This is a genomic window from Streptomyces sp. NPDC127119 (genome assembly GCF_042677425.1).
Taxonomy (GTDB): Bacteria; Actinomycetota; Actinomycetes; order Streptomycetales; family Streptomycetaceae; genus Streptomyces.
This window is the reverse complement of record NZ_JBHXTO010000148.1, coordinates 1-23,682: the sequence shown is the minus strand read 5'-3', so window position 1 is coordinate 23,682 and position 23,682 is coordinate 1. Positions and strand designations below refer to the sequence as shown.

General features: G+C 70.7%; 19 protein-coding genes, 1 pseudogene and 1 riboswitch. Of the genes and pseudogenes, 12 read left to right on the top strand and 8 right to left on the bottom strand.

The window, feature by feature from the left end:
- Positions 1-120 precede the first annotated feature (120 nt).
- Positions 121-1,734 (bottom strand): FAD-dependent oxidoreductase, encoded by a 1,614-nt coding sequence (locus ACFVH5_RS37375; protein ID WP_385838141.1) that lies wholly within the window; start codon positions 1,732-1,734, stop codon positions 121-123.
- Positions 1,735-1,863: 129 nt separating this feature from the next.
- The gene (locus tag ACFVH5_RS37370) at positions 1,864-2,967 is read right to left on the bottom strand and encodes a LacI family DNA-binding transcriptional regulator (protein WP_385838140.1); all 1,104 of its coding nucleotides are present in this window, start codon (positions 2,965-2,967) and stop codon (positions 1,864-1,866) included.
- A 277-nt stretch (positions 2,968-3,244) separates the two neighbouring features.
- On the opposite strand from ACFVH5_RS37370, the gene ACFVH5_RS37365 reads away from it, so the two are divergent.
- Positions 3,245-4,723, top strand: coding sequence for a glycoside hydrolase family 76 protein (locus tag ACFVH5_RS37365; RefSeq protein WP_385838139.1), 1,479 nt, complete (start codon positions 3,245-3,247; stop codon positions 4,721-4,723).
- 385 nt (positions 4,724-5,108) lie between these two features.
- Positions 5,109-6,641 (top strand): glycoside hydrolase family 43 protein, encoded by a 1,533-nt coding sequence (locus ACFVH5_RS37360; RefSeq protein ID WP_385838138.1) that lies wholly within the window; start codon positions 5,109-5,111, stop codon positions 6,639-6,641.
- A gap of 81 nt (positions 6,642-6,722) precedes the next feature.
- On the opposite strand, the gene ACFVH5_RS37355 is transcribed toward ACFVH5_RS37360, so the two are convergent.
- Entirely contained in the window at positions 6,723-7,154 is a 432-nt protein-coding gene (locus ACFVH5_RS37355) for a winged helix-turn-helix transcriptional regulator (RefSeq protein ID WP_385838136.1), read from the bottom strand.
- Between the two features lie 192 nt (positions 7,155-7,346).
- Between ACFVH5_RS37355 and ACFVH5_RS37350 the strand changes: the two genes are divergently transcribed.
- The 8 genes from ACFVH5_RS37350 to ACFVH5_RS37315 all read left to right on the top strand — a co-directional run bounded on the left by ACFVH5_RS37350 (position 7,347) and on the right by ACFVH5_RS37315 (position 17,074).
- Positions 7,347-8,195: an alpha/beta fold hydrolase gene (locus ACFVH5_RS37350; protein ID WP_385838135.1), complete on the top strand. Its 849-nt coding sequence runs from the start codon at positions 7,347-7,349 to the stop codon at positions 8,193-8,195.
- Positions 8,196-8,373: 178 nt separating this feature from the next.
- On the top strand, positions 8,374-10,542 hold the full coding sequence (helR, locus tag ACFVH5_RS37345; RefSeq protein WP_385838134.1) for an RNA polymerase recycling motor ATPase HelR: 2,169 nt from the start codon (positions 8,374-8,376) through the stop codon (positions 10,540-10,542).
- Positions 10,543-10,639: 97 nt separating this feature from the next.
- Complete coding sequence (locus ACFVH5_RS37340; RefSeq protein ID WP_385838133.1) at positions 10,640-11,293, top strand: maleylpyruvate isomerase N-terminal domain-containing protein; 654 nt, start codon at positions 10,640-10,642, stop codon at positions 11,291-11,293.
- Between the two features lie 160 nt (positions 11,294-11,453).
- The gene (locus tag ACFVH5_RS37335) at positions 11,454-12,233 is read left to right on the top strand and encodes an SDR family NAD(P)-dependent oxidoreductase (protein ID WP_385838132.1); all 780 of its coding nucleotides are present in this window, start codon (positions 11,454-11,456) and stop codon (positions 12,231-12,233) included.
- 30 nt (positions 12,234-12,263) lie between these two features.
- Positions 12,264-12,482: riboswitch (cobalamin riboswitch) on the top strand.
- Positions 12,483-12,646: 164 nt separating this feature from the next.
- Complete coding sequence (gene metE, locus ACFVH5_RS37330; protein WP_385838131.1) at positions 12,647-14,965, top strand: 5-methyltetrahydropteroyltriglutamate--homocysteine S-methyltransferase; 2,319 nt, start codon at positions 12,647-12,649, stop codon at positions 14,963-14,965.
- 215 nt (positions 14,966-15,180) lie between these two features.
- Positions 15,181-16,176, top strand: coding sequence for a helix-turn-helix domain-containing protein (locus ACFVH5_RS37325; RefSeq protein ID WP_385838130.1), 996 nt, complete (start codon positions 15,181-15,183; stop codon positions 16,174-16,176).
- Between the two features lie 58 nt (positions 16,177-16,234).
- Entirely contained in the window at positions 16,235-16,501 is a 267-nt protein-coding gene (locus ACFVH5_RS37320) for a hypothetical protein (RefSeq protein ID WP_385838129.1), read from the top strand.
- Positions 16,502-16,639: 138 nt separating this feature from the next.
- On the top strand, positions 16,640-17,074 hold the full coding sequence (locus ACFVH5_RS37315) for a cupin domain-containing protein (protein WP_385838127.1): 435 nt from the start codon (positions 16,640-16,642) through the stop codon (positions 17,072-17,074).
- 13 nt (positions 17,075-17,087) lie between these two features.
- Here ACFVH5_RS37315 and ACFVH5_RS37310 read toward each other — a convergent pair whose 3' ends face one another.
- The 5 genes from ACFVH5_RS37310 to ACFVH5_RS37290 form a co-directional block, all read right to left on the bottom strand.
- Positions 17,088-17,540 carry a MerR family transcriptional regulator gene (locus ACFVH5_RS37310; protein ID WP_385838126.1) on the bottom strand — a complete coding sequence of 151 codons (453 nt, stop codon included), beginning with the start codon at positions 17,538-17,540 and terminating at the stop codon, positions 17,088-17,090.
- Positions 17,541-17,726: 186 nt separating this feature from the next.
- Positions 17,727-18,563 (bottom strand): carbohydrate ABC transporter permease, encoded by an 837-nt coding sequence (locus tag ACFVH5_RS37305; protein WP_107014873.1) that lies wholly within the window; start codon positions 18,561-18,563, stop codon positions 17,727-17,729.
- On the bottom strand, positions 18,560-19,564 hold the full coding sequence (locus ACFVH5_RS37300) for a carbohydrate ABC transporter permease (protein WP_384805483.1): 1,005 nt from the start codon (positions 19,562-19,564) through the stop codon (positions 18,560-18,562). Before ACFVH5_RS37300 ends, ACFVH5_RS37305 begins: the two co-directional genes overlap by 4 nt.
- A 2-nt stretch (positions 19,565-19,566) precedes the next feature.
- Entirely contained in the window at positions 19,567-20,871 is a 1,305-nt protein-coding gene (locus tag ACFVH5_RS37295; protein WP_385838125.1) for an ABC transporter substrate-binding protein, read from the bottom strand.
- Between the two features lie 104 nt (positions 20,872-20,975).
- Positions 20,976-22,217 (bottom strand): aminotransferase class V-fold PLP-dependent enzyme, encoded by a 1,242-nt coding sequence (locus ACFVH5_RS37290; RefSeq protein WP_385838124.1) that lies wholly within the window; start codon positions 22,215-22,217, stop codon positions 20,976-20,978.
- Between the two features lie 248 nt (positions 22,218-22,465).
- Between ACFVH5_RS37290 and ACFVH5_RS37285 the strand changes: the two genes are divergently transcribed.
- Positions 22,466-23,176 carry a FadR/GntR family transcriptional regulator gene (locus tag ACFVH5_RS37285; protein WP_385838123.1) on the top strand — a complete coding sequence of 237 codons (711 nt, stop codon included), beginning with the start codon at positions 22,466-22,468 and terminating at the stop codon, positions 23,174-23,176.
- A gap of 21 nt (positions 23,177-23,197) precedes the next feature.
- Positions 23,198-23,623, top strand: a pseudogene (locus ACFVH5_RS37280) (fumarylacetoacetate hydrolase family protein); the annotation flags it as partial.
- Positions 23,624-23,682: the final 59 nt, after the last annotated feature.

Genomic DNA, 23,682 nt, shown 5'->3' with positions numbered 1-23,682 from the left:
CGCCCGGTGCAGCGAGTGGGGGTCCCCCCGGCCGGAGGCTGGGGGAGCGTGCCAGGCGTCGCCCGGCAGGCGGGAATTTGACGACAGGGCCTAGCAGCCGGTCCGGCCCTCCCCTCGATCTCAGTAGCCCCGTACGTCGGGCCAGTGGCGCTGTACGCCGGCCCGGTCGAGGCCGCGGGCGAACTCCTCGAACCGCTTGTCCTCGGCCTGCACCTGGTGGGGTTCGACGTCCTCGGCGAGGCAGTGGGCGGCGAGCGCGCCGGCGACCTCGCCGATGTTCCACTCGACGGGGTGGAGCCGGTAGCAGCCGTTGGTGATGTGGGTGGTGCCGATGTTCTTGCCGGCGGGCAGCAGATTGCGGACCCGCCTCGGCACGAGTGCGCCCAGCGGGATCTCGAAGGGCACCGAGCCGATGTCGATGTAGTTGTCGCCGCCGGTCGAGGGATGCAGGTCGATGCGGTAGTTGCCGACTCCGACGGAGTCCCGGTACCTGGTGCCGCCGTAGGGTCCGACCAGGTCGATCGCCACGTCGTGCTCGGTGACGGTGGTGACGGCCTTGATGCGGCGGGACTCACGGACGTACGGCGCCTTCGCGAGGCCGTCCGGGGTGCCGGTCACGTCCGGGCGCGGGCGCAGGCCCGGGAATCCGGTGCCGCCGTCCTGGCGGGGCGCCTCGGTCTGCAGCCAGTACAGGACCGACAGCGACAACTGCCGTGCTCCGGCGACCGCTTCGGCTCCGGTCTCCGCGCCCGCCCCGACGAGCGGCTTCAGCCAGTAGTCGTTGAGCGGCCAGTTGACGAGCGTGATGTCGGAGTCGAAGGCACCGGGGGTGTGCAGTTTGCGCGCCAGGATGCGGCGGAAGCCCCACAGTTCCTTGTCACCGGCGTCCGCGCTCTGGTCGGCGCTCACGGCGAGCGGGTCCAGCTCCGGATTGGGCTCGAACGTCCGCGGTACGGACTCCAGGGAACGCGGGTCCGGTGCCTGGAAGCCCAGCAGCGGTCCGGGCCAGAAGTCGGGCCGGTACGCCCGCCAGAAGTCGTGGTCGGCGGGCCGCTCGACGGTGTGGTCCTCGCCCTCGTGGTGGGAGAGCGCGAAACACACGGTGATGCCCTGCTGGTTGAGCGGCTGGGCCTCGTCGGGGGCATGCGGTTCGTCGTACTCGGACCGCGCCTCGGCCCCGGTGACGTGCTCGACACCCGCGAGGTCGAGGAGTTCACCGGTCTCGGTCGCGTCGATCACGTACCGGGCGGAGACGGTGACCTGTCGGCCGCCGTCCTGGCGGTGCTGCAGCGTCACGGACCGTACGACATCGTTGTCGGCCTCGGCCGCGACGGGCCGGTGGTCGGTGAGGACCTTGAGTCGGCCGGCGGCCCGGTGGGGCGCGAGCATCGCCTCGATGACGGCGAGCGCGACGCGCGGCTCGTGGCAGAGCTTGCTCACGCGTCCGGCGCCCGGGTTGAGGTCCGTGAGGGCCAGTGCCTCGGCGCGCAGCGGGTACCACTGCCGGTAGAACTGCCGGATGCCTTCGCGCAGTCGGCGGTACGAGGCGGTGGTGCCGAACTGCTCGACCCAGGGGTGCTCGTCGGGCGGCACGGCCTGCGACGTGAGCTGTCCGCCGAGCCAGTCGGTCTCCTCGGTGAGCACGACGGTGCGTCCGGCGCGGCAGGCCGCCAGCGCGGCGGCCACGCCGCCGAGTCCGCCGCCCACGATGAGGATGTCGGCTTTCGGTGTCACGCTTCTCCTTGCTGGTGGTTCAGCTGCTGATTCAGCCGTGGTTCGTCCGCTGGTGCGGCCGGTGATTCGTCTGCTGGTCTCGTTTGCTGGTCTCGTTTGCTGGTTGATCTCGTGCGACGCGCACCGGTGTCAGGGCCGCTCGGGCGGGCTCCCGGTGGTCGCACCGGCCCGGAAGGCGCAGGCGACCAGGGGTTCTTCGGCCGCCTCCCCCGCCACGAGTGCGGCGAGCATGCGGACCGCCGCGGCGCCCAACTGGTGCCGTGGGACGTCGAATCCGGTGGGCTGCGGGTCCCCGGCGAGGTCGGACGGCGGGCTGCCGAGGAGCGCGAGGGACAGGTCACCCGGGCAGGTGAGGCCGGCCTCGTCGGCGGCGCTGCGCAGGGCCCGCCAGGCTCCCCCGGTGTCGGTCTCCTCCGCGACGAAGGCGGTGACGCCCTCGGCGAGCCAGCTCCGCAGCCGTTCGGGGGTGACGTCGCGCCGGGGGTCGGCGCAGCGGAAGACGGCCTCGGACCCGCCGGGCAGTCCGGCCGCCTCCAGCCCTTCCAGGAAGCCCTGTTGACGGTCGGTGGAGGCGGGCGCGTCGTCGTCCTCACGGACCAGGACGATGCGGCGGTGCCCCAAGGACGCCAGGTGCCGGACCACTTCGCTGCTGGCGCTCACGTAGTCGGCGCCGACCCAGGACAGTCCCTCCAGCTCCTCGCGGCGGCCGAGGTGCACCACCGGGAACCCGTCGGCGACCATCCTTTTCAGCTCGGCGATCGGCACATGGCGGCCGAGGAACAGACAGCCGTCCGCGAGCCGGACCCGGTTGAGCGCCTCGGGTCCGGCCGCCTTGGCACCGCCGGAACTCGACCCCGTGAACAGCACCAGGTCGTACCCGCGCGCGGCGGCCTCCCGCTCCACCCCGACGAGGAAGGGGTAGTACGAGTGCTCCACGTCCGTCGGGAAGGTGGACGTGAAACTGTAGACGCCGAGCAGGTTGTTGCGCGCCGCCGCCAGCCGCTGGGCCGCCGGGTCCGGTACGTAGCCGAGGCTGCGGGCCGCGTCGAGCACCCGCTGCCGTGTCTCGTCCGAGATCGCCGAACCCTGTGCCTTCGCCGACAGCACGAGCGACACCGTGGCCTGGGACACTCCGGCCAGCCGGGCGACCTCCGCCTGCCGCGGCCGGGACGTACGTCCGGTCGCCGCGGGGGTCCGCCCACGCCTGGGTCCCTTCCTGGGCTGCTCCACCATGCTCCTCACCCGGCCGCGGAGGGCCGACACCAGCTTGCTAATGCGTATAAGTAATGCGCATTAGCCAGAACTGTGGTGTGCTTCCACCGCAACGGTCAAGGGGTGTGACACGACTTCTTCGCGCGACGGGCTCTTCCGCGGGGAGCGGTCGAACATGAAGATTCAACCGGGCCATTGACCCGTCAACCGGTTCCGGTTAACGTCCACGCCGAGCCTTTCCAAGGACCAGCCCCTGTGCCCCCACCGCAGTGTTCGGCAAGCCTTCGGGAGTTCATCCATGCGCGCCAGACGATCGCCACTCGCAGCCCTCGCCCTTGCTCTGACAACGATGTCGGCCCTGTTGATCCAGGCCGCCCCCGCCTCCGTCGCGGCCTCCGGGACGGCCGTGGCCCCCGCGGCGACCGTGTGCAACAAGTACTGCGACGCGCGGGACCCGGCCCTCAGCGGGCAGGACCGCAGACCCGTCACCGCCACGCTCTTCTCCCGGACGTTCGAGCTGCACTTCAACGACGCCGACGCCATGGGCTGGGCCTCCGTCGGCAACGGCAGCCCCGGGGACGAGGTGTGGCTGGACCGCTCCTACGACGGCGGCCGGACCTGGGCCTCGAACAGCCGTCTCGGCGCCACGAAGATCCCGGCGGGCCAGACCGGCTGGCGGACGCTGATGTACAACGTCGACGACTGGGCGGGCCACGGCGTCGGCGCGCTGCGCGCCTGCGGCAAGGCCGCCGACCGGACCGACATCGTGTGCACACCGTGGGCCCGGTCCACCTGGAACGCCGGTGAGCGGCGCACCGCGGCGGCCACCGCGCAGATGCAGTTCTACAACTACGGCACCGGCCTGTTCGACACCACCGGCTGGTGGAACTCCGCCAACGCGCTGCACGCGATCATCGACAACATCCGGGTCACCGGCATGCAGAGCTACGCGTACGCCGTCGGCCGCACCTACGACCTGCAACTGGGCGCGGCCGACGGGCAGTTCCGCAACGACTACATCGACGACACCGGCTGGTGGGGCCTGACCTGGATCGCGGCGTACGACCTCACCGGCGATCCCCGCTATCTGGCCACGGCACGGGCCGACGCGGACCACATGGCCTCCTACTGGGACAGCACCTGCGGCGGCGGGGTGTGGTGGAGCACCGCGAAGACGGTGAAGAACGCCATCCCCAACTCCCTGTACATCGAGCTGAACGCGGCCCTGCACAACCGCATCCCGGGCGACACCACCTACCTTCAGCGCGCGAAGGCGGACTGGAGCTGGTTCCAGGGGACCGGGATGATCAACGCCGATCAGACGGTGAGCGACGGCCTCAGCATGAGCACCTGCAAGGTCGGCGACAGCACGGTCTGGTCCTACAACCAGGGCCAACTCGTCGGCGGCCTGGTGGAGTTGCACAAGGCCACGGGTGACTCCTCGGTGCTCGCCGCCGCCCGCCGGATCGCCGACGCCAACACCGTCTCCGGCAAGCTCAACACCTCGGCCGGCATCCTCAGGGACCCCTGCGAGTCGGGTGACTGCGGCGCGGACGGAGCGTCGTTCAAGGGCGCCGACGTACGCGGCCTGGCGAAGCTGAACGCTGCGCTTTCCGACCGGCCGTACACCGCGTACCTCAAGAAGCAGGCCGCCCAGGCGTACGCGGCCGACCGCAATCCGCTCGACCAGTACGGTCTGCGCTGGTACGGGCCGCTGGACAAGACGGATGCCGCGCGGCAGCAGAGTGCTCTCGATCTGATGAACGCGGCGTCCTGAGGTCACGCGGCGTCCGTCCGGCGGGTCGCCCAGCGGGCCGGGCCGGTGGACGCGACGACTCCGCCCGGCGACCGGCGCCGGGCGGAGTCGCGGATGTGCGGGTCCGTCGTGGCTGGGCGCGCCGTTCCCCGCGCCCCTGAAGGGCCGCGCACCCTGGCGGCATTCCCGGAAAGGCCGATGCCCATGGACGTGACGACCACAGCCCGGCCACTGACACCAGGCCCAGTCGCAGACGTGCGAGTCCGTCGTGGCTGGGCGCGCCGTTCCCCGCGTTCCTGAAGGGCCGCGCACCTCGACGGCCTTTCCGGGAAGGGCGGTGCTTGCGGAAGCGCTTCGACATAGGCTCCCGAGGGCACTCGCCCGGCCGCACTCCTCAGGGACGGACATGACGTACTTCGACAATCCCGTCATACCCGGCTTCAGCCCCGACCCCAGCATCTGCCGGGTCGGCGACGACTACTACCTGGCGACGTCCAGTTTCGAGTACGTACCCGGCGTACCCCTGTGGCACAGCCGTGACCTGGTGCACTGGCGGCTGATCGGGCATGCGCTGGACCGGCCGTCGCAGCTGGCGCTGCCCGACACGGCCGCCGCCTCCACAGGGGTGTACGCGCCCACGCTGCGCCATCACGACGGACTGTTCTGGCTGATCACGACCGTGGTCGCCGGGGCGGGCAACATTCTCGTGACCGCCGAGAACCCGGCGGGGCCCTGGTCGGATCCGGTGCGGGTCGACGTTCCGGGCATCGACCCGGACCTGGCCTGGGAGGAGGACGGAACCTGCTGGTGCGTGTTCTCGGACGGCGGGATCCACGGCGTACGCATCGACCCGAAGTCCGGCGAGCTGCGGGGCGATCCCGTCCCGATGTGGTCGGGCAGCGGACTGCAGTACCCCGAGGGCCCGCACCTCTACCGGATCGGCGACTGGTGGTACCTGCTGCTGTCGGAGGGCGGCACCGAGCGCGGTCACGCCCTGTCGGTGGCCAGGTCCCGTACGCTGCCGGGCCCTTTCGAAGCGCATCCGGCCAACCCCGTCCTGTCCCATCGCAGTACGAACCATCCGGTGCAGAACACCGGCCACGGCGATCTGGTGGAGGCGCAGGACGGCACCTGGTGGATGGTGCTGCTGGGCACCAGGCCCCGCGGTGACACGCCGATGTACCACGGCATGGGCCGGGAGACGTTCCTGGCGCCGGTGCGGTGGGAGGACGGCTGGCCACTGCCCGGACCGCTGGAACCGCGTGCGCAGGCTCCGGCGCTCACCCCTCATCCCTGGCCGCGGGAGGCGGACCGCGACGACTTCGACTCCCCCGCGCTCGCGCCGTGCTGGGTGTCACTGCGACGGAACGACCCGGAGGCCGTACGGCTCGACGAACGCCCGGGCCATCTGACCCTGCACGCCAGCGCGGACAGTCTCGACACACCGGGCGCGCTCTTCGTCGGACGCCGGCAGCGCGACCCCGACTGCACCGCGCGCACGCTCATCGAGGTCTCCGACGGCGGCCGGGGCGGGCTCGCGGTACGCCTGGACGAGGCACACCACTACGAGGTGGAGGTGGCCGACGGCACGGTCCGCGCGGTCGCCAGGATCGGCCCGCTGAGCCGGTCGATCACCGAACGGGCCGTGCCCGCAGGTCCGTTGAGGCTGCGCATCGACATCACCACCTCCGACGTCCTGCCGCCCACGGTCACCTCCCGCGACCCGGCGGCACCTCCCCCGCCCGGCCTGCGCGCGGGCGGCCCCGACACCCTCCGCCTGGGGTACGAGACGGACGGTGGCGCATTCGAAGTCCTCGCCGAACTCGACGGCCGCTACCTCACCACCGAGGTCGCCGGAGGCTTCACGGGCCGCGTCCTCGGCATGTACGCCACCCAGGGCAGCGCGGCCTTCGACTGGTTCGAGCTGCGGTCCGCCTGACAGGGCCGTCAGGGGTCGTCGGAGTCGTCAGGGGTTGCCCGGGGTCGTCAGGGATCGCGGACGACCCCGCCCCTGGTCGCCTCAGCCGGCCGCGGAGGCTTCCTCGCTGCGCCGGTTGGCGAGGTCGATCTCCGCCATGTGTTCCTCGGCCCAGGCGCGGACCATGGCCAGCGGCCCTTCCAGCGAGAGGCCCAGCGGCGTCAACCGGTAGTGCACCCGGGGCGGCACCGTCGGTTCCACCCGGCGGCTGACCAGGCCGTCGCGGGCCATGTTCTGCAGCGTGACCGAGAGCATCTTCTGTGAGACGCCGGCCATCCTGCGCTGCAGCTCGGCGAAGCGCACCTCGTCCGGAGAGGCCTCCGCCAGCACCTTGACGGCCATCGACGTCCACTTGGTGCCGATCCGGTCGAGCAGTCGGCGGGTCGGACACTGCGGGGAGAACAGGTCTCCCCGACCTGGCTCGGTCCCGGACACGGGCGCGGACGGGGACGCGGGCACGGACGGAGGGGTCACCTCGGGCTCACCACCTGTCGAAGAAGTGCGGTCTTGGATCTCTCACCCTACGCACCTATCGTTTTGTTGTCACCATTGGTAACCCCCCCCCGAGAGGTCCACGTGCCCGCCACATCGAGCCGTACGTCCAGCCCGCCCAGCCCGTCCGCACCGCCTAGCCCGTCCGCACCGCCCAGTCATGACCGGCCCGCCGTGGAACTCCGGCGGATCACCGCCAACGGCGTCGACCTCAACGTGGCCCTGGCCGGTGAGGGCCCGGCCGTCCTGCTGCTCCACGGCTTCCCGCACACCTGGCAGCTGTGGACCGACGTCCTCCCCGAGCTGGCCGGCCGCTATCGGGTGATCGCACCGGATCTCCGAGGATTCGGTGCGAGCGCGCGGGAGGAGAGCGGGTACGACGCCGGGACGCTCGCGACCGACGCCGAGGCCATTCTCGACGCCCTAGGGGTCAGTTCAGCGGCGGTGATCGGTATCGACGCGGGTACCCCGCCTGCCTTTCTGCTCGCCATGCGCCGTCCCGGTCTCGTCCGGCAACTCGTACTCATGGAGTCGCTGTTGGGCACGCTGCCGGGTGCCGAGGAGTTCCTCGCCCACGGAGCACCGTGGTGGTTCGGCTTCCACTCGGCACCCGGCCTCGCGGAATCCGTGCTGACCGGGCACGAGGGCGAGTACATCGACTGGTTCCTCGACGCCGGGACACTCGGACAGGGCGTGCGCCCCGCTCTCCGGGACGCCTTCGTGGACGCGTACACCGGCGCCGAGGCCCTGCGCTGCGCCTTCTCGTACTATCGCGCACTGCCCACGAGCGCCCGGCAGGTGCAGGAGGCCGTCCGTACGGCGCGGTTGACCGTCCCCACCCTGGCCATCGGCGCCCGGCCGGTGGGCAGAGCGCTGGAACAGCAGCTACGGCCTGTGGCGGATGATCTGGTGGGCCATGTCGTCGAGGACTGCGGCCACATCATTCCGCTGCATCGCCCCGACGAACTGCTCGGGCTGCTGAGGCCCTTCCTGGCGGCGGGTGATGAGGGCAAGCAGGTATGACCACTCCTCGCCACTCTCAACTTATAGCACACCGGGGGGCTTGCGGCAAGGCCCCCGTTCTGCTGCAGAATCTCGCACTCAAGGCGAGTAACTGCGGAAAAAGGTGATTCACGAAGTGCGTGCGTTTTTGCCGCTCGACGGTCCGCGCGGTGACGTCGAACCGGGAGGAGCCGGTGACATGGACTCTTTGCTCACTAGCGCGTTCGACCTTCCCGACCATCTCTCCCCCAAGGCCGATCCGCTGCTGATCGGCGGCGACGAGAGACACTTCGCGGCCATCGCGGAGAGCCTCGACGAGGCGATCACCGAACTGTCCGACCGGCTGGACGCCGAGCGCAAGGCACCGGGAGGCATCGGCAGGGAGGCGATGGAGCGTGACGCGGAGATCCACCGGCTGACCGCTCGGCTGCGCGCCCTGCGCCGCTTCGGCCTGGACCTCTGCCTCGGTCACGTCGTCGGTGCGGACGACCCCGAGCCGCTGTACATCGGACGGCTCGGCCTCACCGACAACGCCGGGCGACGGCTGCTGATCGACTGGCGCTCCCCCGCGGCCGAGCCGTTCTTCGCGGCGACCCACGCCAACCCGCTGGGGCTGGCGAGCCGTCGCAGGTACCGCTGGACCCGGGGCCGGATCAGCGACTACTGGGACGAGGTGTTCACCGCCGACGGCCTCGAAGGACATGCGGCGCTCGACGACCACTCGGCGTTCGTCGCCAGTCTGGGCAGCACCCGCTCCAGCCGGATGCGGGACGTGCTCACCACCATCCAGGCCGACCAGGACGCGATCATCCGCGCGGGATCCCGGGGCGCGCTCGTCGTCGACGGCGGTCCTGGCACGGGCAAGACGGTCGTCGCCCTGCACCGGTCCGCCTACCTCCTCTACTCCGACCCCCGTCTCGGTCACCGTCGGGGCGGAGTGCTGTTCGTCGGCCCGCACCAGCCCTATCTGGCGTACGTGGCCGATGTCCTCCCCAGCCTCGGGGAGGAGGGTGTGCAGACCTGCACGCTGCGGGACCTCGTCGCCGAGGGAGCCGGAGCGGCGGACGAGACCGACGCGGAGGTGGCCTCCCTGAAGTCGTCCGCGCACATGGTCGGGGCGGTCGAGACGGCCGTCAGGTTCTACGAGGAGCCGCCCGCGAAGGGGATGACGGTCTCGACCCCCTGGTCCGACGTCCGGCTGAGCGCCGCCGACTGGGCCGAGGCGTTCGGGACGCCGGGCCCCGGCGTCCCGCACAACGAGGCGCGGGACCAGATCTGGGAGGCCCTGCTCACGATCCTGCTGGACAAGCACGACGACGACGTACCGCCCGACCTGTTCCGCCGGGCTCTGCTGCACGACGAGGAACTGACCGGGGCCCTCGACCGCGCGTGGCCGCTGCTCGAAGCGGCCGACATCGTCGGGGACCTGTGGTCGGTGCCCGCCTATCTGCGGATGTGTGCTCCCTGGCTCGGCCCCGACGACGTACGCAGGCTGCAGCGCGCGGAGCCGCAGGCGTGGACGGTGTCCGATCTGCCGATCCTGGACGCGGCGCGGCAGCGGCTCGGCGATCCGGAGTCGGCGCGGCGCAGGCGCCGGCACGAGGCCACCCTCGCCGCCCAGCGCGAGCGCATGGCCCAGGTCGTCGACAACCTGATAGAGGCCGCGGCCGACTCGGGCGCCGACGGTGACGACGGCGAGGGCCTGGTGACGATGTTGCGCGGCGAGGACGCCAAGGTCAGCATGGTCGACGAGTCCGAACTGGCCACCGCCGAACCGGATCTGCTCGCCGGTCCGTTCGCGCACGTCGTCGTGGACGAGGCCCAGGAGCTGACCGACGCGCAGTGGCAGATGCTGCTCCTGCGCTGCCCGTCGCGGAGTTTCACCATCGTCGGGGACCGCGCGCAGGCCAGGCAGGGGTTCACCGAGTCGTGGCGGGAGCGGCTGGAGCGGGTCGGTCTCGACCGGATCGAGGTGGCCTCGCTGAGCATCAACTACCGGACTCCGGAGGAGGTGATGGCGGAGGCCGAGCCGGTCATCCGGGCGGCGCTCCCGGACGCCAACGTGCCGACCTCCATCCGCGGCAACGGCATCCCCGTGGTCCACGGACCGACCGCGGACCGGGACGCGATCCTGGACACCTGGCTCACCGCGCACACGGACGGGATCGCGTGCGTCATCGGCGATCCGACGTTCCGGGCCACGCCTCGCGTCCGGTCGCTGACCCCGGAGCTGGCCAAGGGCCTGGAGTTCGACCTGGTCGTCCTCGTCGACCCGCAGACGTACGGGACGGGTGTCGCGGGGGCGGTCGACCGCTATGTCGCGATGACGCGGGCGACCCGGCAACTGGTCGTCCTCACCAGCGGCTGAGGCCGGTGGGGTTCTTGTGGTCGCCGGGCGGTGACCACAAGGGCCCGTCGCCCGTATGCGCTTGTCCGCCGCCGTGGTCCGGCATTACCGTGCCGCGGTGAAGCTCTTCTCGCTCGCCTGGACCGCGTTGCGCACAGCGGTCGCCGAGGTCCCGGACGAGGACTTCGAGCAGCCGTCGGGCTGCACGGGGTGGCTCGTACGGGATCTGGTGTGCCACCTGGTCATCGACGCCCAGGACATCCTGATCACCCTGGCCACCCCCGCCGACACCGGACCGACCGTGGACGCGGTCACCTACTGGCAGCTCGGCGGGACCCCGGCCGGCGAGGATCCGCTGGACGCGCTGATCCCCCGGCTGGCCGCCGCGTACGGGGAGCCGGAGCTGCTGAAGTTCCACTTCGACGACGTCGGTTCCGCCGCGGGCCGCGCCGCCGGACTCGCCGATCCCACGGCCCGCGTCGGCACCCGCGACGAGGTGCTGACCGTCGGCGACTACCTGTCCGTGTACGTCCTCGAAGCGACCCTGCACCACCTCGACCTGATCTCCCGGCTGACCTCGACCGCCCAGCCGCCCGCCGAGACCCTGGCGGCGGCCCGCGCGTCGCTGGAGCAGATCGCCGGGACCCCGTTCCCGGCCTCGTTCTCCGACAAGGCCGCGCTGCTGATCGGCACCGGACGGCGGACGCCGACCGATGCGGAGAAGACCGCGCTGGGCACCCTCGCAGGGCGGCTGCCGCTCGTACTGGGCTGAGCCGGCACCCGCGGCGGGTACGAGGTCGGCCGGCCGATCGACAGCCCCGCCGTGCCAGTCTCGCGACCTGGGGCCAGGCTCCTGACCTGGACCGTTCACCGCACGACCGCATCGCACCCCCGCCGGTGCGCTCCCGGCGCCGCCCTTCTAGGGTGCCGCCATGGACTCGCAGCACTACCTCTCAGAACTGTTCTCCCTGGACGGCCGGGTCGCCCTGGTGACCGGCGGCAGCTCCGGCATCGGGCGGGGCATGGCGGAAGCGCTGGCCCGCGCCGGTGCGAGCGTCGTCGTCGTGGCCCGCAAGGAAGCGGAACTGCGGGCGACGGTCGAGGAGTTGGCTGCGCTCGGCTGCCGTGCGGCCTGGGTCGGCGCGGATCTCGGTACGCGTGAAGGCGTGCGCGAGGCCGCCGAGCGGGCGGTCGAGGCCTTCGGTGAACCCGACATCCTCGTCAACTGCGCCGGGGTCAACCTCCGGCCGCCGATGAGCGAGCTCAGCGACGAGGTCTGGGACACCACCATGGCCCTGAACCTGGACGCGCCCTTCCTGCTGGGCCGGCGTTTCGGCCCGGCCATGGCCGAGCGGGGCTTCGGGCGGATCATCCACATCACCTCGCAGCAGGCGCACCGCGCCTTCGTCCAGAGCGGCGCCTACGGCGTCGCCAAGGGGGCGCTGGAGTCACTGGCCCGCTCGCAGGCGGAGGCCTGGTCGCCGTACGGGGTCACCGTCAACACGCTGGTGCCGGGCTTCGTGATGACACCGCTGAACCGGCGGCTGTCGTCCGACCCGGAGAAGGTGGCGGCCCTGGCGGCGCGCACGATGGTCGGACGCAACGGCCTCGCGGAGGACTTCGCGGGCGCGGCGGTCTTCCTGGCGAGCGCCGCCTCCGCGTACGTCACCGGGCAGTCGGTCTTCGTCGACGGCGGCTTCTCCGTGCACTGAAAAGTTTTCCACGACCGGGGTGTGCCCCGTAGGGTGGCCGGTGCAGCTGGTTCGCCCCGTCCGCCAGACGGGTGCGTCGCAAGAGGGAACCCGGTGGGAATCCGGGACTGCCCCGCAGCGGTGAGTGGGAACGACCGCCGTCACACGCACTGGGCCCGGCCGGGTCTGGGAAGCGACGGCCAGTAGGTGTCCTCCGCAGGGAGGACGTGCCCGCGAGTCCGAAGACCTGCCAACTGCCCGTGCGCGAACCATTCGTGCGCGGAGATCCCGGTGACCTCGTGGGCGGGTCGGCGTACTTGATCCGGCGGACGACCGCGCTCTGCGCGCGGCTCGGTTTCCGCCCGGTCCGTCACCCCTTCGCGCTCGCGTCCCGTCCCGGGATCCCAGGGAGATATCTCGCGAAGGAGATTTCCGTGACAGCGCAGTCCGCAGCCGCGGCGGCACGGGCCACCGTGTACGGCTACCCCCGCCAGGGACAGAACCGGGAACTGAAGAAGGCCGTCGAGGGCTACTGGAAGGGCCGGGTCGACGCCGAAGCCCTCCGGGCCACCGCCGCCGAGCTGCGCCGGGCCAACTGGCGGCAGCTGGCCGAGGCCGGCGTCCACGAGGTTCCCACCGGTGACTTCTCGTACTACGACCACGTCCTGGACGCCGGTGTCATGGTCGGCGCGATCCCCGCACGCCACCGCGCCGCCGTCGAGGCCGACGCGCTCGACGGCTACTTCGCCATGGCGCGCGGCACCCAGGACGTGGCGCCGCTGGAGATGACCAAGTGGTTCGACACCAACTACCACTATCTGGTGCCCGAGTTGGGTCCGGACACCGTCTTCACGGCCGACTCGAGCAAGCAGGTCGCGGAGCTGAAGGAAGCCCTGGCGCTCGGGCTCACCGCACGTCCCGTCCTCGTCGGACCCGTCACCTACCTCCTGCTCGCCAAGCCCGCCCCGGGTGTCGCCGCCGACTTCGACCCGCTCACCCTCATCGACCGGCTGCTGCCCGTGTACGCCGAGATCGTCGCCGATCTTCGCGCCGCGGGGGCGGAGTGGGTCCAGCTCGACGAGCCCGCCCTGGTGCAGGACCGCACACCCGCCGAGCTGAACACGGCCACCCGCGTCTACCGTGACCTCGGCGCCCTGACCGACCGCCCGAAGCTGCTGGTCGCGTCCTACTTCGCCCGGCTCGGCGACGCCCTGCCGGTGCTGGCCAAGGCCCCGGTGGAAGGTCTCGCGCTGGACTTCACCGAGTCGGCCGCCGCCAACCTGGACGCGCTCGCCGCCGTGGGCGGACTGCCCGGCAAGCGTCTGATCGCCGGAGTGGTCAACGGCCGCAACATCTGGGTCAACGACCTGGAAAAGTCCCTCGGCACGCTCGGCACCCTGCTCGGGCTGGCCGACCGGGTCGACGTGGCCGCCTCCTGCTCCCTCCTCCACGTCCCCCTCGACGCCTCCGCGGAACGCGACATCGAGCCGCAGATCCGCCGCTGGCTCGCCTTCGCCCGGCAGAAGACCGCGGAGATCGTCACTCTCGCCAAGGGCCTCGCGGGCGGCACCGGCGCGATCGCCGCCGAACTCGCCGCCAACCGGGCCGACCTGGCCTCCCGCGCCGGGTCCGCGATCACCCGCGACCCCGCCGTACGGGCCCGGGCCGCCGCCGTCACGGACGCCGACGCCCGCCGCTCCCTGCCGTACGCCGAGCGGGCCGCGGCCCAGCGCGCCCGCCTCGGCCTGCCGCTGCTGCCGACCACCACCATCGGCTCGTTCCCCCAGACCACGGAACTGCGCACGGCACGGGCCGACCTGCGCGCCGGGCGGATCGACAGCGCCGGGTACGAGGAGCGCATCCGGGCCGAGATCGGCGAGGTGATCTCGTTCCAGGAGAAGACCGGCCTCGATGTGCTCGTGCACGGCGAACCCGAACGCAACGACATGGTCCAGTACTTCGCCGAACAGCTCACCGGATACCTCGCCACCCAGCACGGCTGGGTCCAGTCCTACGGCACGCGGTACGTCCGCCCGCCGATCCTCGCCGGAGACATCTCCCGCCCCGAACCCATGACGGTGCGCTGGACGACGTACGCCCAGTCGCTCACCGCCAAGCCGGTCAAGGGCATGCTGACCGGGCCCGTCACCATGCTCGCCTGGTCCTTCGTCCGCGACGACCAGCCCCTCGGCGACACCGCCCGCCAGGTCGCCCTCGCCCTGCGCGACGAGGTGAACGACCTTGAGGCGGCCGGGACTTCGGTCATCCAGGTCGACGAACCCGCCCTGCGCGAGACGCTGCCGCTGCGGGCCGCCGACCGTCCGGCGTATCTGGCGTGGGCCACCGAGGCCTTCCGCCTCAGCACCGGCGGCGTACGCCCGGACACCCAGATCCACACGCACATGTGCTACGCCGAGTTCGGTGACATCGTGCAGGCCATCGACGACCTCGACGCCGACGTCATCAGCCTGGAGGCGGCACGCTCGCACATGCAGGTCGCCCGCGAGCTGGCCGGACACGGTTATCCGCGCGAGGCGGGGCCCGGTGTGTACGACATCCACTCGCCCCGGGTGCCGAGCACGGACGAGGCCGCCGCCCTGCTGCGCAAGGGACTTGAGGCCATCCCCGCCGAGCGCCTCTGGGTCAACCCCGACTGCGGTCTGAAGACCCGGGCCTGGCCCGAGACCCGCACGTCCCTGGAGAACCTGGTCGCCGCGGCCCGCACGATCCGCACGGAGCTGTCCACGTCCTGATGCACGCGGCGGGCCGGGAGCAGGGGCGCGGGCCCCCGGCTCCCGGCCCGCACCAGGGCTATTCGGCTGTCGCCAAAATGTCCGACTCGCACAATCCTGGAGCTGCTACACCTGAACGTGCCGGTGCTCGCCCCGCCGGGGGGCGGGGCGGCACGGCCACCGGACAGCAGTCCGCGCTGGTGACGAGGCGCGGACCTCACGGGGGGGGGTGAGTCATGGACGTGGTCAGTACCGCGGAGGTACCGCGGGAGGAGCGGTTCGGTTTCTGGCGTGAGGTGAGTTCGAAGCTCTGGGTGCCCTACGAAGCACACTGCGAGCGGCGGGTGGCGGGCGCGTTCCGGGCGCAGGTCGGCATCACCCAACTCGGGCAGGTGCAGGCGACGTTGATGACCACGCTGGCGCACTCGGTGCACCGCACGCCCAAGCTCATTCGCCAGGCGGATCCCGAGGTGTTCAAGCTGGGCTGCATCGTGCGCGGTGGCGGCAGGATCACCCAGGACGGCCGGTGCACGGATTTCGGGGTCGGGGACCTGATGCTGTTCGACCCCTCCCGCCCCTACCTCGCCGGGTTCACGCCGGAGGTGCCGGGAAGTCAGCAACTGCTGCTCCTGCGCTTCCCCCGCTCACTGCTTCCACTGCCCCACCGGGACGTGCGGCGGCTGAGCGCGGTGCGCATCCCGGGCGGGACGGGTGTCGGCGCGCTGTCCTCGCACTTCCTGATGCAACTGGCGCGGCGCATGAGGGAACTCAGTCCCGCCGACACCGCCAGGCTGTCCACCCTCACCCTCGATGTGCTGACGGCCGCGCTGGCCAACGCCCTGGATGCCCGCAGCTCGGTGCCGCCCCACACCGCACGGCGGGCGCTCATGGCCCGGATCCATGCCTTCGTCCGGGAGAACCTGGGCGACGCACACCTGACTCCGGACGCGATCGCCGCGGCGCACCACATCTCCTTGCGCTATCTGCACAAGCTGTTCCACGACGAGGGGCACACCGTCGCCGGCTGGGTGCGTGAGCGCCGCCTGGAGCAGTGCCGCCGCGACCTCGCCGACGCCCGGCTGGCCACCCGGCCGATCGGCGCGATCGCCGCCAGGTGGGGGTTCGCCAGTCCCGCCCACTTCAGTCAGGTGTTCCGCGGCTCCTACGGCCTGTCCCCGCGCGAGTTCCGCAGGCAGTGCACGGAGACGAAAGACCTGTGCGCTCACACGTAACGACAGGTCCGGTCGTGGCGCGCACCCTTCTGAGCAAGGGTCACGACTGGAGGTAGACGTGCTCAGGAAATTCATCGCCGCTGTCGCGGTGACCATCGGAATCAGCCTCGCGGGAGCGGGCGTCGCCACCGCGGCGACGTCCGGGGCGGTCGAGCGGGTCAGGCCGACCGCCGAGGCCTCGGCCGCCGCCGTCTGGCACACGGTCGGCGCCTTCGAGAGGCTCTCGGAATGCCAGGCCTGGGGAAGGACCTATGTCGCCCTGGGCCTGGCCTCGGCCTGGGCCTGCGACGACGTGGGCTACTGGCGTCTGCGCGTCCTGGACTGATCGGACGGACGGCCGGCCACCGCCAACTGCCTTACGTGCGGCTCGAATTCGCGGGTTCTCGCACCAACGGGCGGCACCCGCCTCTATGTTCGCTGCGGCACGTCGTCACGACAGCCCACGAACCTGGAGGCCCTGCCCATGCGCACCTCGTTCCGCACCGCGGTGGTCGGCGCGGTCGCCGCCGTCACCGTCCTGGCCGGAGGAACGGCCCGGGCAACTCCGCCCGGGCCCGGAGTGACCGGCACCCTGATCGCCCAGAAGACGGTCGGCGGCACCGACTACGTCGTCCGGGAGATCACCGTGCCGCCCGGCCAGGCCACCGGCTGGCACTACCACGACGGCCCGCTCTACGCGTACGTGAAGCAGGGCACGCTCAGCCACTTCGACTCCACGTGCGCCTCGGACGGTGTGTATCCGCGCGGCAGCAGCATCCAGGAGCCGGCCGGCGCCGGCAATGTCCACATAGGCCGCAACCTGGGGGACACACCGGTCGTCCTGACGGTGCTGTACGTACTGCCGCACGGCGCCCCGTTCTCCGAGGACGCCCCGAATCCCGGGTGCGCGTTCGAGTAGCGGCGCAGCCGGCTCAGACCGAAGTGGCCCGGTCGCGGTTCCGGTCCCGCCCGCGGTCCCGGTCACGGTCGCGGTCGCGGCTCAGGCGCTTGCGGAGCGTCTGGGCGAACTCCTCCGCCTCCGCCAGCTGCGCGCGCAGCTTCTCCACCTGCCAGACGGCATGCTCCTCGTACTCGCGGACGCGCCGCAGCAGGGACTGCCGCTCGTACGCCGTCATCTCCTCGTCGGAGTCGAGGCGGTCGGTGACGGCCAGCAGGTCGCGCATCTGCTCCAGGCTGAAGTCGAGCGGCTGCATACGGCGGATCGCCTTCAGCCGTGCGACATCCTCCCTGGTGTAGAGGCGGAAGCCGCCCTGGGAGCAGGCGGAGGGCGCGACCAGGCCGGTCGCCTCGTAGTGGCGGATCGTGCGCAGTGCCAGCTCCGTGCGCGCGCCGACCTCGCCGATCTGCATGTGCTCGCTGCTCATCCGGGCGCCCTACCTCGTCTGTCTCGTCTGTGTCCGTCGCCCTTGCCATGGGGCGGTAGACGTCGATCGCTACCGTGACGTCGAGGTAAAGTATGTGATCATCAGGTCGGTTCCATGTCGTTCCCACTCCGTGGGACGGAAGAAAAGTTCCCGTGGCGCCCTCCAGCCCCCCAGCCCTTCAGTCCCTCAGCCCTTCACCGCCCCCGCCGTGAGGCCCTGGACGATGTGCCGGCTGGCGAAGGCGAACAGCACCATCGTGGGCAGGATGGTCAGGACCGCCGCCGCGGACATCGAACCCCAGTCGATGTTGAAGCTGGAGATGAAGCCGTTCAGGGCCGTCGGCACGGTCTTGTTGCTGTCGCTGTTCATCAGCGTCACCGACAGGAACAGCTCGTTCCAGCAGTTGACGAAGTTGAAGATGAACGCCGCGATGATCCCGGGCCGCATCACCGGCAGCAGCACCCGGAACAGCGCCCCGAACCGGGACAGGCCGTCGATCATCGCGGCCTCCTCCAGCGCGTCCGGGATGTTCTCGAAGAAACCCCGGAGCATCACCGTGCAGAACGGGATGCAGACCGCGATGTAGACGAGGATCAGCCCGAGCCGGTTGTCGACCATCTTGAGGTCGGTCATCAGCAGGTACAGCGGCCCCAGCGCGATGAACGTCGGGATCATCTGGGTCACCAGGGCGGCCATCAGCAGCGCCGACTTCGTACGGAACTCGAAGCGGGCCAGTACGTACGCCGACAGCATCGAGATGACCGTGGCGATCGAGGCGGCGACGGTCGCCACGATGAGGCTGTTGGTGAGGTAGACGCCGAAGTCGGCCTTGCCGAACAGTCCGCTGTAGTTCTCCAGCGAGAAGTGCTCGGGCCAGTAGGCGATCGGGAAGGCGAAGATGTCGCCCGGCGCCTTGAGCGAGGTGATGGTGATCCAGTAGAGGGGGAAGACGGTGAAGACCAGCCACAGCCCCAGGAAGGTGAACTTGGTGGCCCGGCCCGCCGTGGACTCCTTGCCGATCACGGCTTCACCTCTCGCTTCTCGCGCGTGGCCAGGAGGAAGAAGACCGCGAACACCAGCAGGGTGGCGACGACGATGAGGCCGAGCGCGGAGGCTCTGCCGTAGTCGCCCTGCTGGGTGATCTTGATCATCCACGTGGTCACGATGTGCGTCTCGTTGTTCGGTCCGCCGCCGGTCATCCCGAAGATCAGGTCGGGGAAGTTGAAGATCCAGATGACGCGCAGCAGCACGGTCAGCGCGAGGGTGACCCGGATGTACGGAATGGTGATCTGGAAGAGCGTGCGCACCTTGCCGGCGCCGTCCAGGGCCGAGGCCTCGTACAGCTCCTCGGGGATGGACTGCAGCGCGGCGAGGATCATGATCGTGAAGAAGGTGACCCCGTACCAGATGTTGGCGACCACGACGGCGAACATCGCGGTCTTCGGGTCGGCCAGCCAGGCGACCGGCTCGTCGATCAGGCCGACCTTCTGGAGCAGGTCGTTGACGACACCGAACTCGCTGTTGAACATCCAGCGGAACAGGATGCCGATGAGGAAGCCGGAGATCGCCCAGGGGAAGAAGATGAGGGCCTGGTAGAGGCCGCGGAAGCGGAACCTGCGGCGCAGCCACAGGGCGAGGGCGAAGCCGATGACCAGCTGGGGCACGATCGAGCCGAACACCCAGATGGCGGTGTTGCTCAGTACGGTGCCCCAGGCGGGGTCGGCGAAGACGTCGCGGAAGTTCTGCAGACCCACCCAGGAGGTGTCGGTCAGGTCCGTCAGGTTCCAGTGGCGGAAGGCCATCTGGCTGCCGGCGATCATCGGGTAGTACGTGAAGACCGCCACGAAGATCGCGGCCGGGGTCATGAAGAGGGTGATGAGGAAACCGCGCCGAGCGGTGAACTCGGGCTTGCGGCGGCCTGGTTGAACCTTGCGGACGGGCCGGGAGCCCCCGTTGCCGGAGGCCCCCTCCGAGGCCGTCTTCGCCGTCTCCGTCGTGGACGTCGTTTCGGACGCGGTGGGCATGGCTAGTTCTCCTGCTGCCGCTTCTCGGTCCAGTACGTGTCCCAGCCGGCCAGCAGTTCCTTGGGCGTCGTCTTGCCGAGGACCATCTTCTGGATGTCGGCGTCGGCGCGCTGCTGCCACTCGGCCCACCAGGCGACCCCGCGCGGCTGACTGACGTTGAGGTAGGTGTCCGGGTTCTCCGTCATGGTGACGTAGCTGGACCACGGGCCGGTCTTGTAGAACGGGTCCTCGGCGGCCGACTTCAGGATCGGCACCAGGCTGTTCGTCTTGGTGAAGTTCGTCGACGCCTCCCCCTCGGAGAGGAACTCGACGAGCTTGACCGCTTCCTTCTTGTGCTTGCTGCCCTTGGCGACACCCCATCCGGCGGTGGCCAGCGGCTGTACGGTCTTGCCGCTGGGGCCCGCCACCAGCGGGGCGGTGCTCCACTGGTCCTTCTTGATGGACTTGGACTCCGAGACGGTCGCGATGACCTCGGGGTCCTGCAGCAGGAAGGCCGTCGAGCCGTTCGAGAAGCCCTCGACCATCTCCGGGTAGCCCCAGGAGACGGACGACTTCGGGGACGCCTCCTTGAAGAGCTTGAGGTAGGTCTCCATCGCGTCGAGCGCCTCGGGCGCGGAGAAGATCGTCTTGCCGCTCTTCAGCTTGAAGCCGTCGGCCGCGTCGATCTCGTCGGCGACGTACGCCTCGATGATGGCGGTGGCGTTGCCCTGGGCGTTGGCTCCGCCGCGGAAGGCGTACCCGTACTTGCGCTTGCCCGGGTCGTGGATGGCCGAGGCCTGTTCCAGCAGGTCGTCCCAGGTGGCCGGCGGCTTGCTGAAGCCGGCCTCCTTGATCAGGTCGGTGCGGTAGAAGACGCTCAGGCCGTAGAAGCCGTACGGGACGAAGTACGTCTTGCCCTTGGCGTCCTGGGAGGCCTTGACGGCGTTCTCCGTCATCGCCTCCCAGCCCTTCCAGCCGGTGAGGTCCTTCTTCATGTCGTAGATCCAGCCGTTGTTCGACCAGGGTCCGACGGTCGTGTCCCGTACTTCGAGGGTGTCGACGCCGCTGCCGGACTGGAGCATCTGCTGGATCTTCTGGTCGGCCTGCTCGGTGGGCGGCGAGATCAGGTTGACCTTGATCTTGGGGTTCTGCTTCTGGAAGTCCGCTATCAGGCCCTTGATCAGGTCCGTGCGGGCCGGGTTCGTCAGGCTCTCCACCATGTTGAGGGTGACCGTGCCGTCGGCCTGGGAGCCGCTCATGCTGCTACAGCCGGTCAGGACCATCGTGGCGGCGGTGCCGAGGGCGAGAGCTGCCGTCCTTCTTCTCATCGTGCCGACCTCTTTCTGTGCTGCTGTGCCGGGGACAGGCGTTACGGAGCGCCGGGGAAAGTGCGGGGTGCTGGTGCGGGGTGCCGGGGTGGGGTGCCGGCGGGCTATGACGCGCCCGGCTGTTCGCGGGCCGCGCGGGCCCAGCGGCCGAGGAGGGGGACGCAGTCCTCGGCGAAGTACTCGTAGTCGGCCGCGGTGTTGTAGACGTGCGCGGACAGCCGCATGTAGCCGATGCCGTCGAAGCTGGTGAAGGCCGCCTCCACGCCGAGTTCGCGGGCGGCCCGGTCGCGCAGCGCGTCGGCCTCGATCCGGGTGCCGGCGAGCCCGTCCGGCAGGCGTACCAGCCGCATGCCCGGGACCGGCATGCCCACGTCGACGGTGCCGTTGACACCGGTCAGTTCGGCGAAGGCGGCGCCGATGACGCGCTCGCCGTAACCGGCCAGCTCGTCCATGTACCGGCGGGCGGTGTCCCAGCCCCAGGTGCTCTCGACGAAGTCCAGGGCCGACGGGGCCGCGAGATAACCGGTGGCGTCGATCGTGCCCTGCTGGTCGAAGCGGTCGGGGTACGGATCGGCGGCGCCCCACGAGTCGATCAGGGGGTACAGCTCCTCGCGCAGCTCACCGCGGGCGACCAGCGTGGCGGTGCCGCGGGGCGTGCAGCCCCACTTGTGCAGGTTGCCCACCCAGAAGTCGCAGGTCAGGCCATCCAGCGGGGCCTCGATCAGACCGGGGGCGTGGGCGGCGTCCACCAGGAGCGGGATACTGCGGCGCCGGGCCTCCGCGCCGACCAGCTCCACCGGCAGCCGGCGTGCGGTGGCGGAGGTGATCTGGTCGAGGACGATCAGGTCCGTGTCGTCGTCGACCGCGGCCATGACGGCCTCGTACGCCTCCTCCTCGCTAGCCTCCAGCGGCACCCTGGCGGTACGCACCTCGCCGCCCCAGCGCCTGGCGAGGCGCTCGGCGCCCATGGTCACCGCGCCGTAGCCGTGGTCGGTGACGACGATCGCGCCGCCCCTGCGCCGCTGGAGCGAGGCGAACACGACGCTGATGCCGGCGCTCGCGTTCGGTACCAGGGCCACGTCGTCGGGGGCGACCCGCAGGAAGGCCGCGAGGTCGATCCGGGCGGCGGCGATCCGCTGCGGCAGGGCCGGAAACCACACCACCGGCGAACTGTCCATCTCGGCCCGGAACTCGTTCTGCCGCTCCTGGGCCACCAGGGGGACCGCTCCGAACGAGCCATGGTTGAGGTGCTTCATGACGGGGTCCAGCGACCACGCCCGCGCCGCGGGGCGGCCGTCCGCCAGCAGCAAGGGACGCGGGGCGGTGGTGACCTCGGTCTCGCTCACATCACTCCACATCTACCGAACCCGAGTGCCCGCCGAAATCCCGTCTGCAGTCCGCAGACATCTGACATCGAGTGGGACACGTATGATGACTCGGCATCCTGCACGGCATTTTTGCGCCACGCAAGAGGTGTGCAGCGATAGTCATCAGATGACTTTGGACCGATACATCGGAGACATCTGACGACTCGGAGTCGCTAGAGTGCCCGAGGGTTACGGTGCTGCCGCCGGCCCGCCACGGGAGGAATCGGATGTCCGCAGTCGACAGGGCGTTCCACGGCCTGCGCCACATGATCGCGACAGGGCGGCTCGGGCCGGGTGAGCGCATTCCGCCCGAGGCGGAGCTGGGCGAGGAACTCGGTGTCTCAAGAGGCCCGCTGCGCGAGGCCGTACGGATGCTCTCGGCCCTGGGTGTGGTCGAACCACGGCACGGCTCGGGCACCTACGTGTCCCAGCTGAGGCCGGAAGACATCATCGGCAGCCTCTCGCTGACCCTCGAACTCCTGCCGCTGACAGGCCTGTTGGAGGTGTACGAGATCCGGCGGGTGCTGGAGGCGCATGTCGCGGCCAAGGCCGCCGCGCGGCGGACCCCCGAAACGGTGAAGTCGCTCTTCTCCCTCATCGAGGCCATGGAGGCGACCGAGGATCCCACCGAGGCGTCGGACCTCGACCACCGCTTCCACGCGGAGATCGCGCGGGCCGCCGAGAATCCCACGCTGGCGTCGCTGCTCGCGGTCTTCCGCGCCCGCTCCCGCAAGTACCAGATCTTCACGCTGCCCGAGGGGCCGGAGCTCCGGCGCAAGAGCGACGCGGACCATCGCGTGCTGGCGACCGCGATCTCCGACCGGGACCCCGGTGCGGCCGCCGGCGCGGCGGAGGCGCATGTCGCTCAGACCGAACGGTGGTTGCGGGCGTTCATGCCGCCCGTGGAGGAGGTGGACGACGACGGCGTCCCTGCGTGAGGGGTGACTTGGCCGGCGGCGGGGCTCGGTCCGTGCAAGGGCAAGGACACCACGACCACACTGGGCCCGTACCTCGTCACCGCCGACGAGTTGGAGCCGCACCGGGACGCCGACGGTTTCCTGCGGCTGGCGCTGACCGCCGAGATCAACGGCCGGGTGGTCGGCAGGGACCTGCTGTCCCACATGAGCTGGACCTTCGAGGAGATGACCGCGTACGCGTCCCGCGGCACCCGTGTCGTACCGGGTGACGTCCTCGGCTCCGGCACCTGCGGCAACGGCGGCTGCCTCGCCGAACTGTGGGGCCGGCGCGGCGAGCAGGACCCACCACCGCTGAAACCCGGAGACACGGTCACCCTCACCGCCGAGGCCATCGGCACACTCACCAACACGGTCGTCCCGGGGGTGGAGCCGGTCTTCCTGCCGCCGGCCCGGCAGCGGCGCGCCTGAGGGGCGCGGGGGGCGGTGCGGCGGCCGCGGGTGCGCCGGGGGCGGCCGCGCCGGCCCCC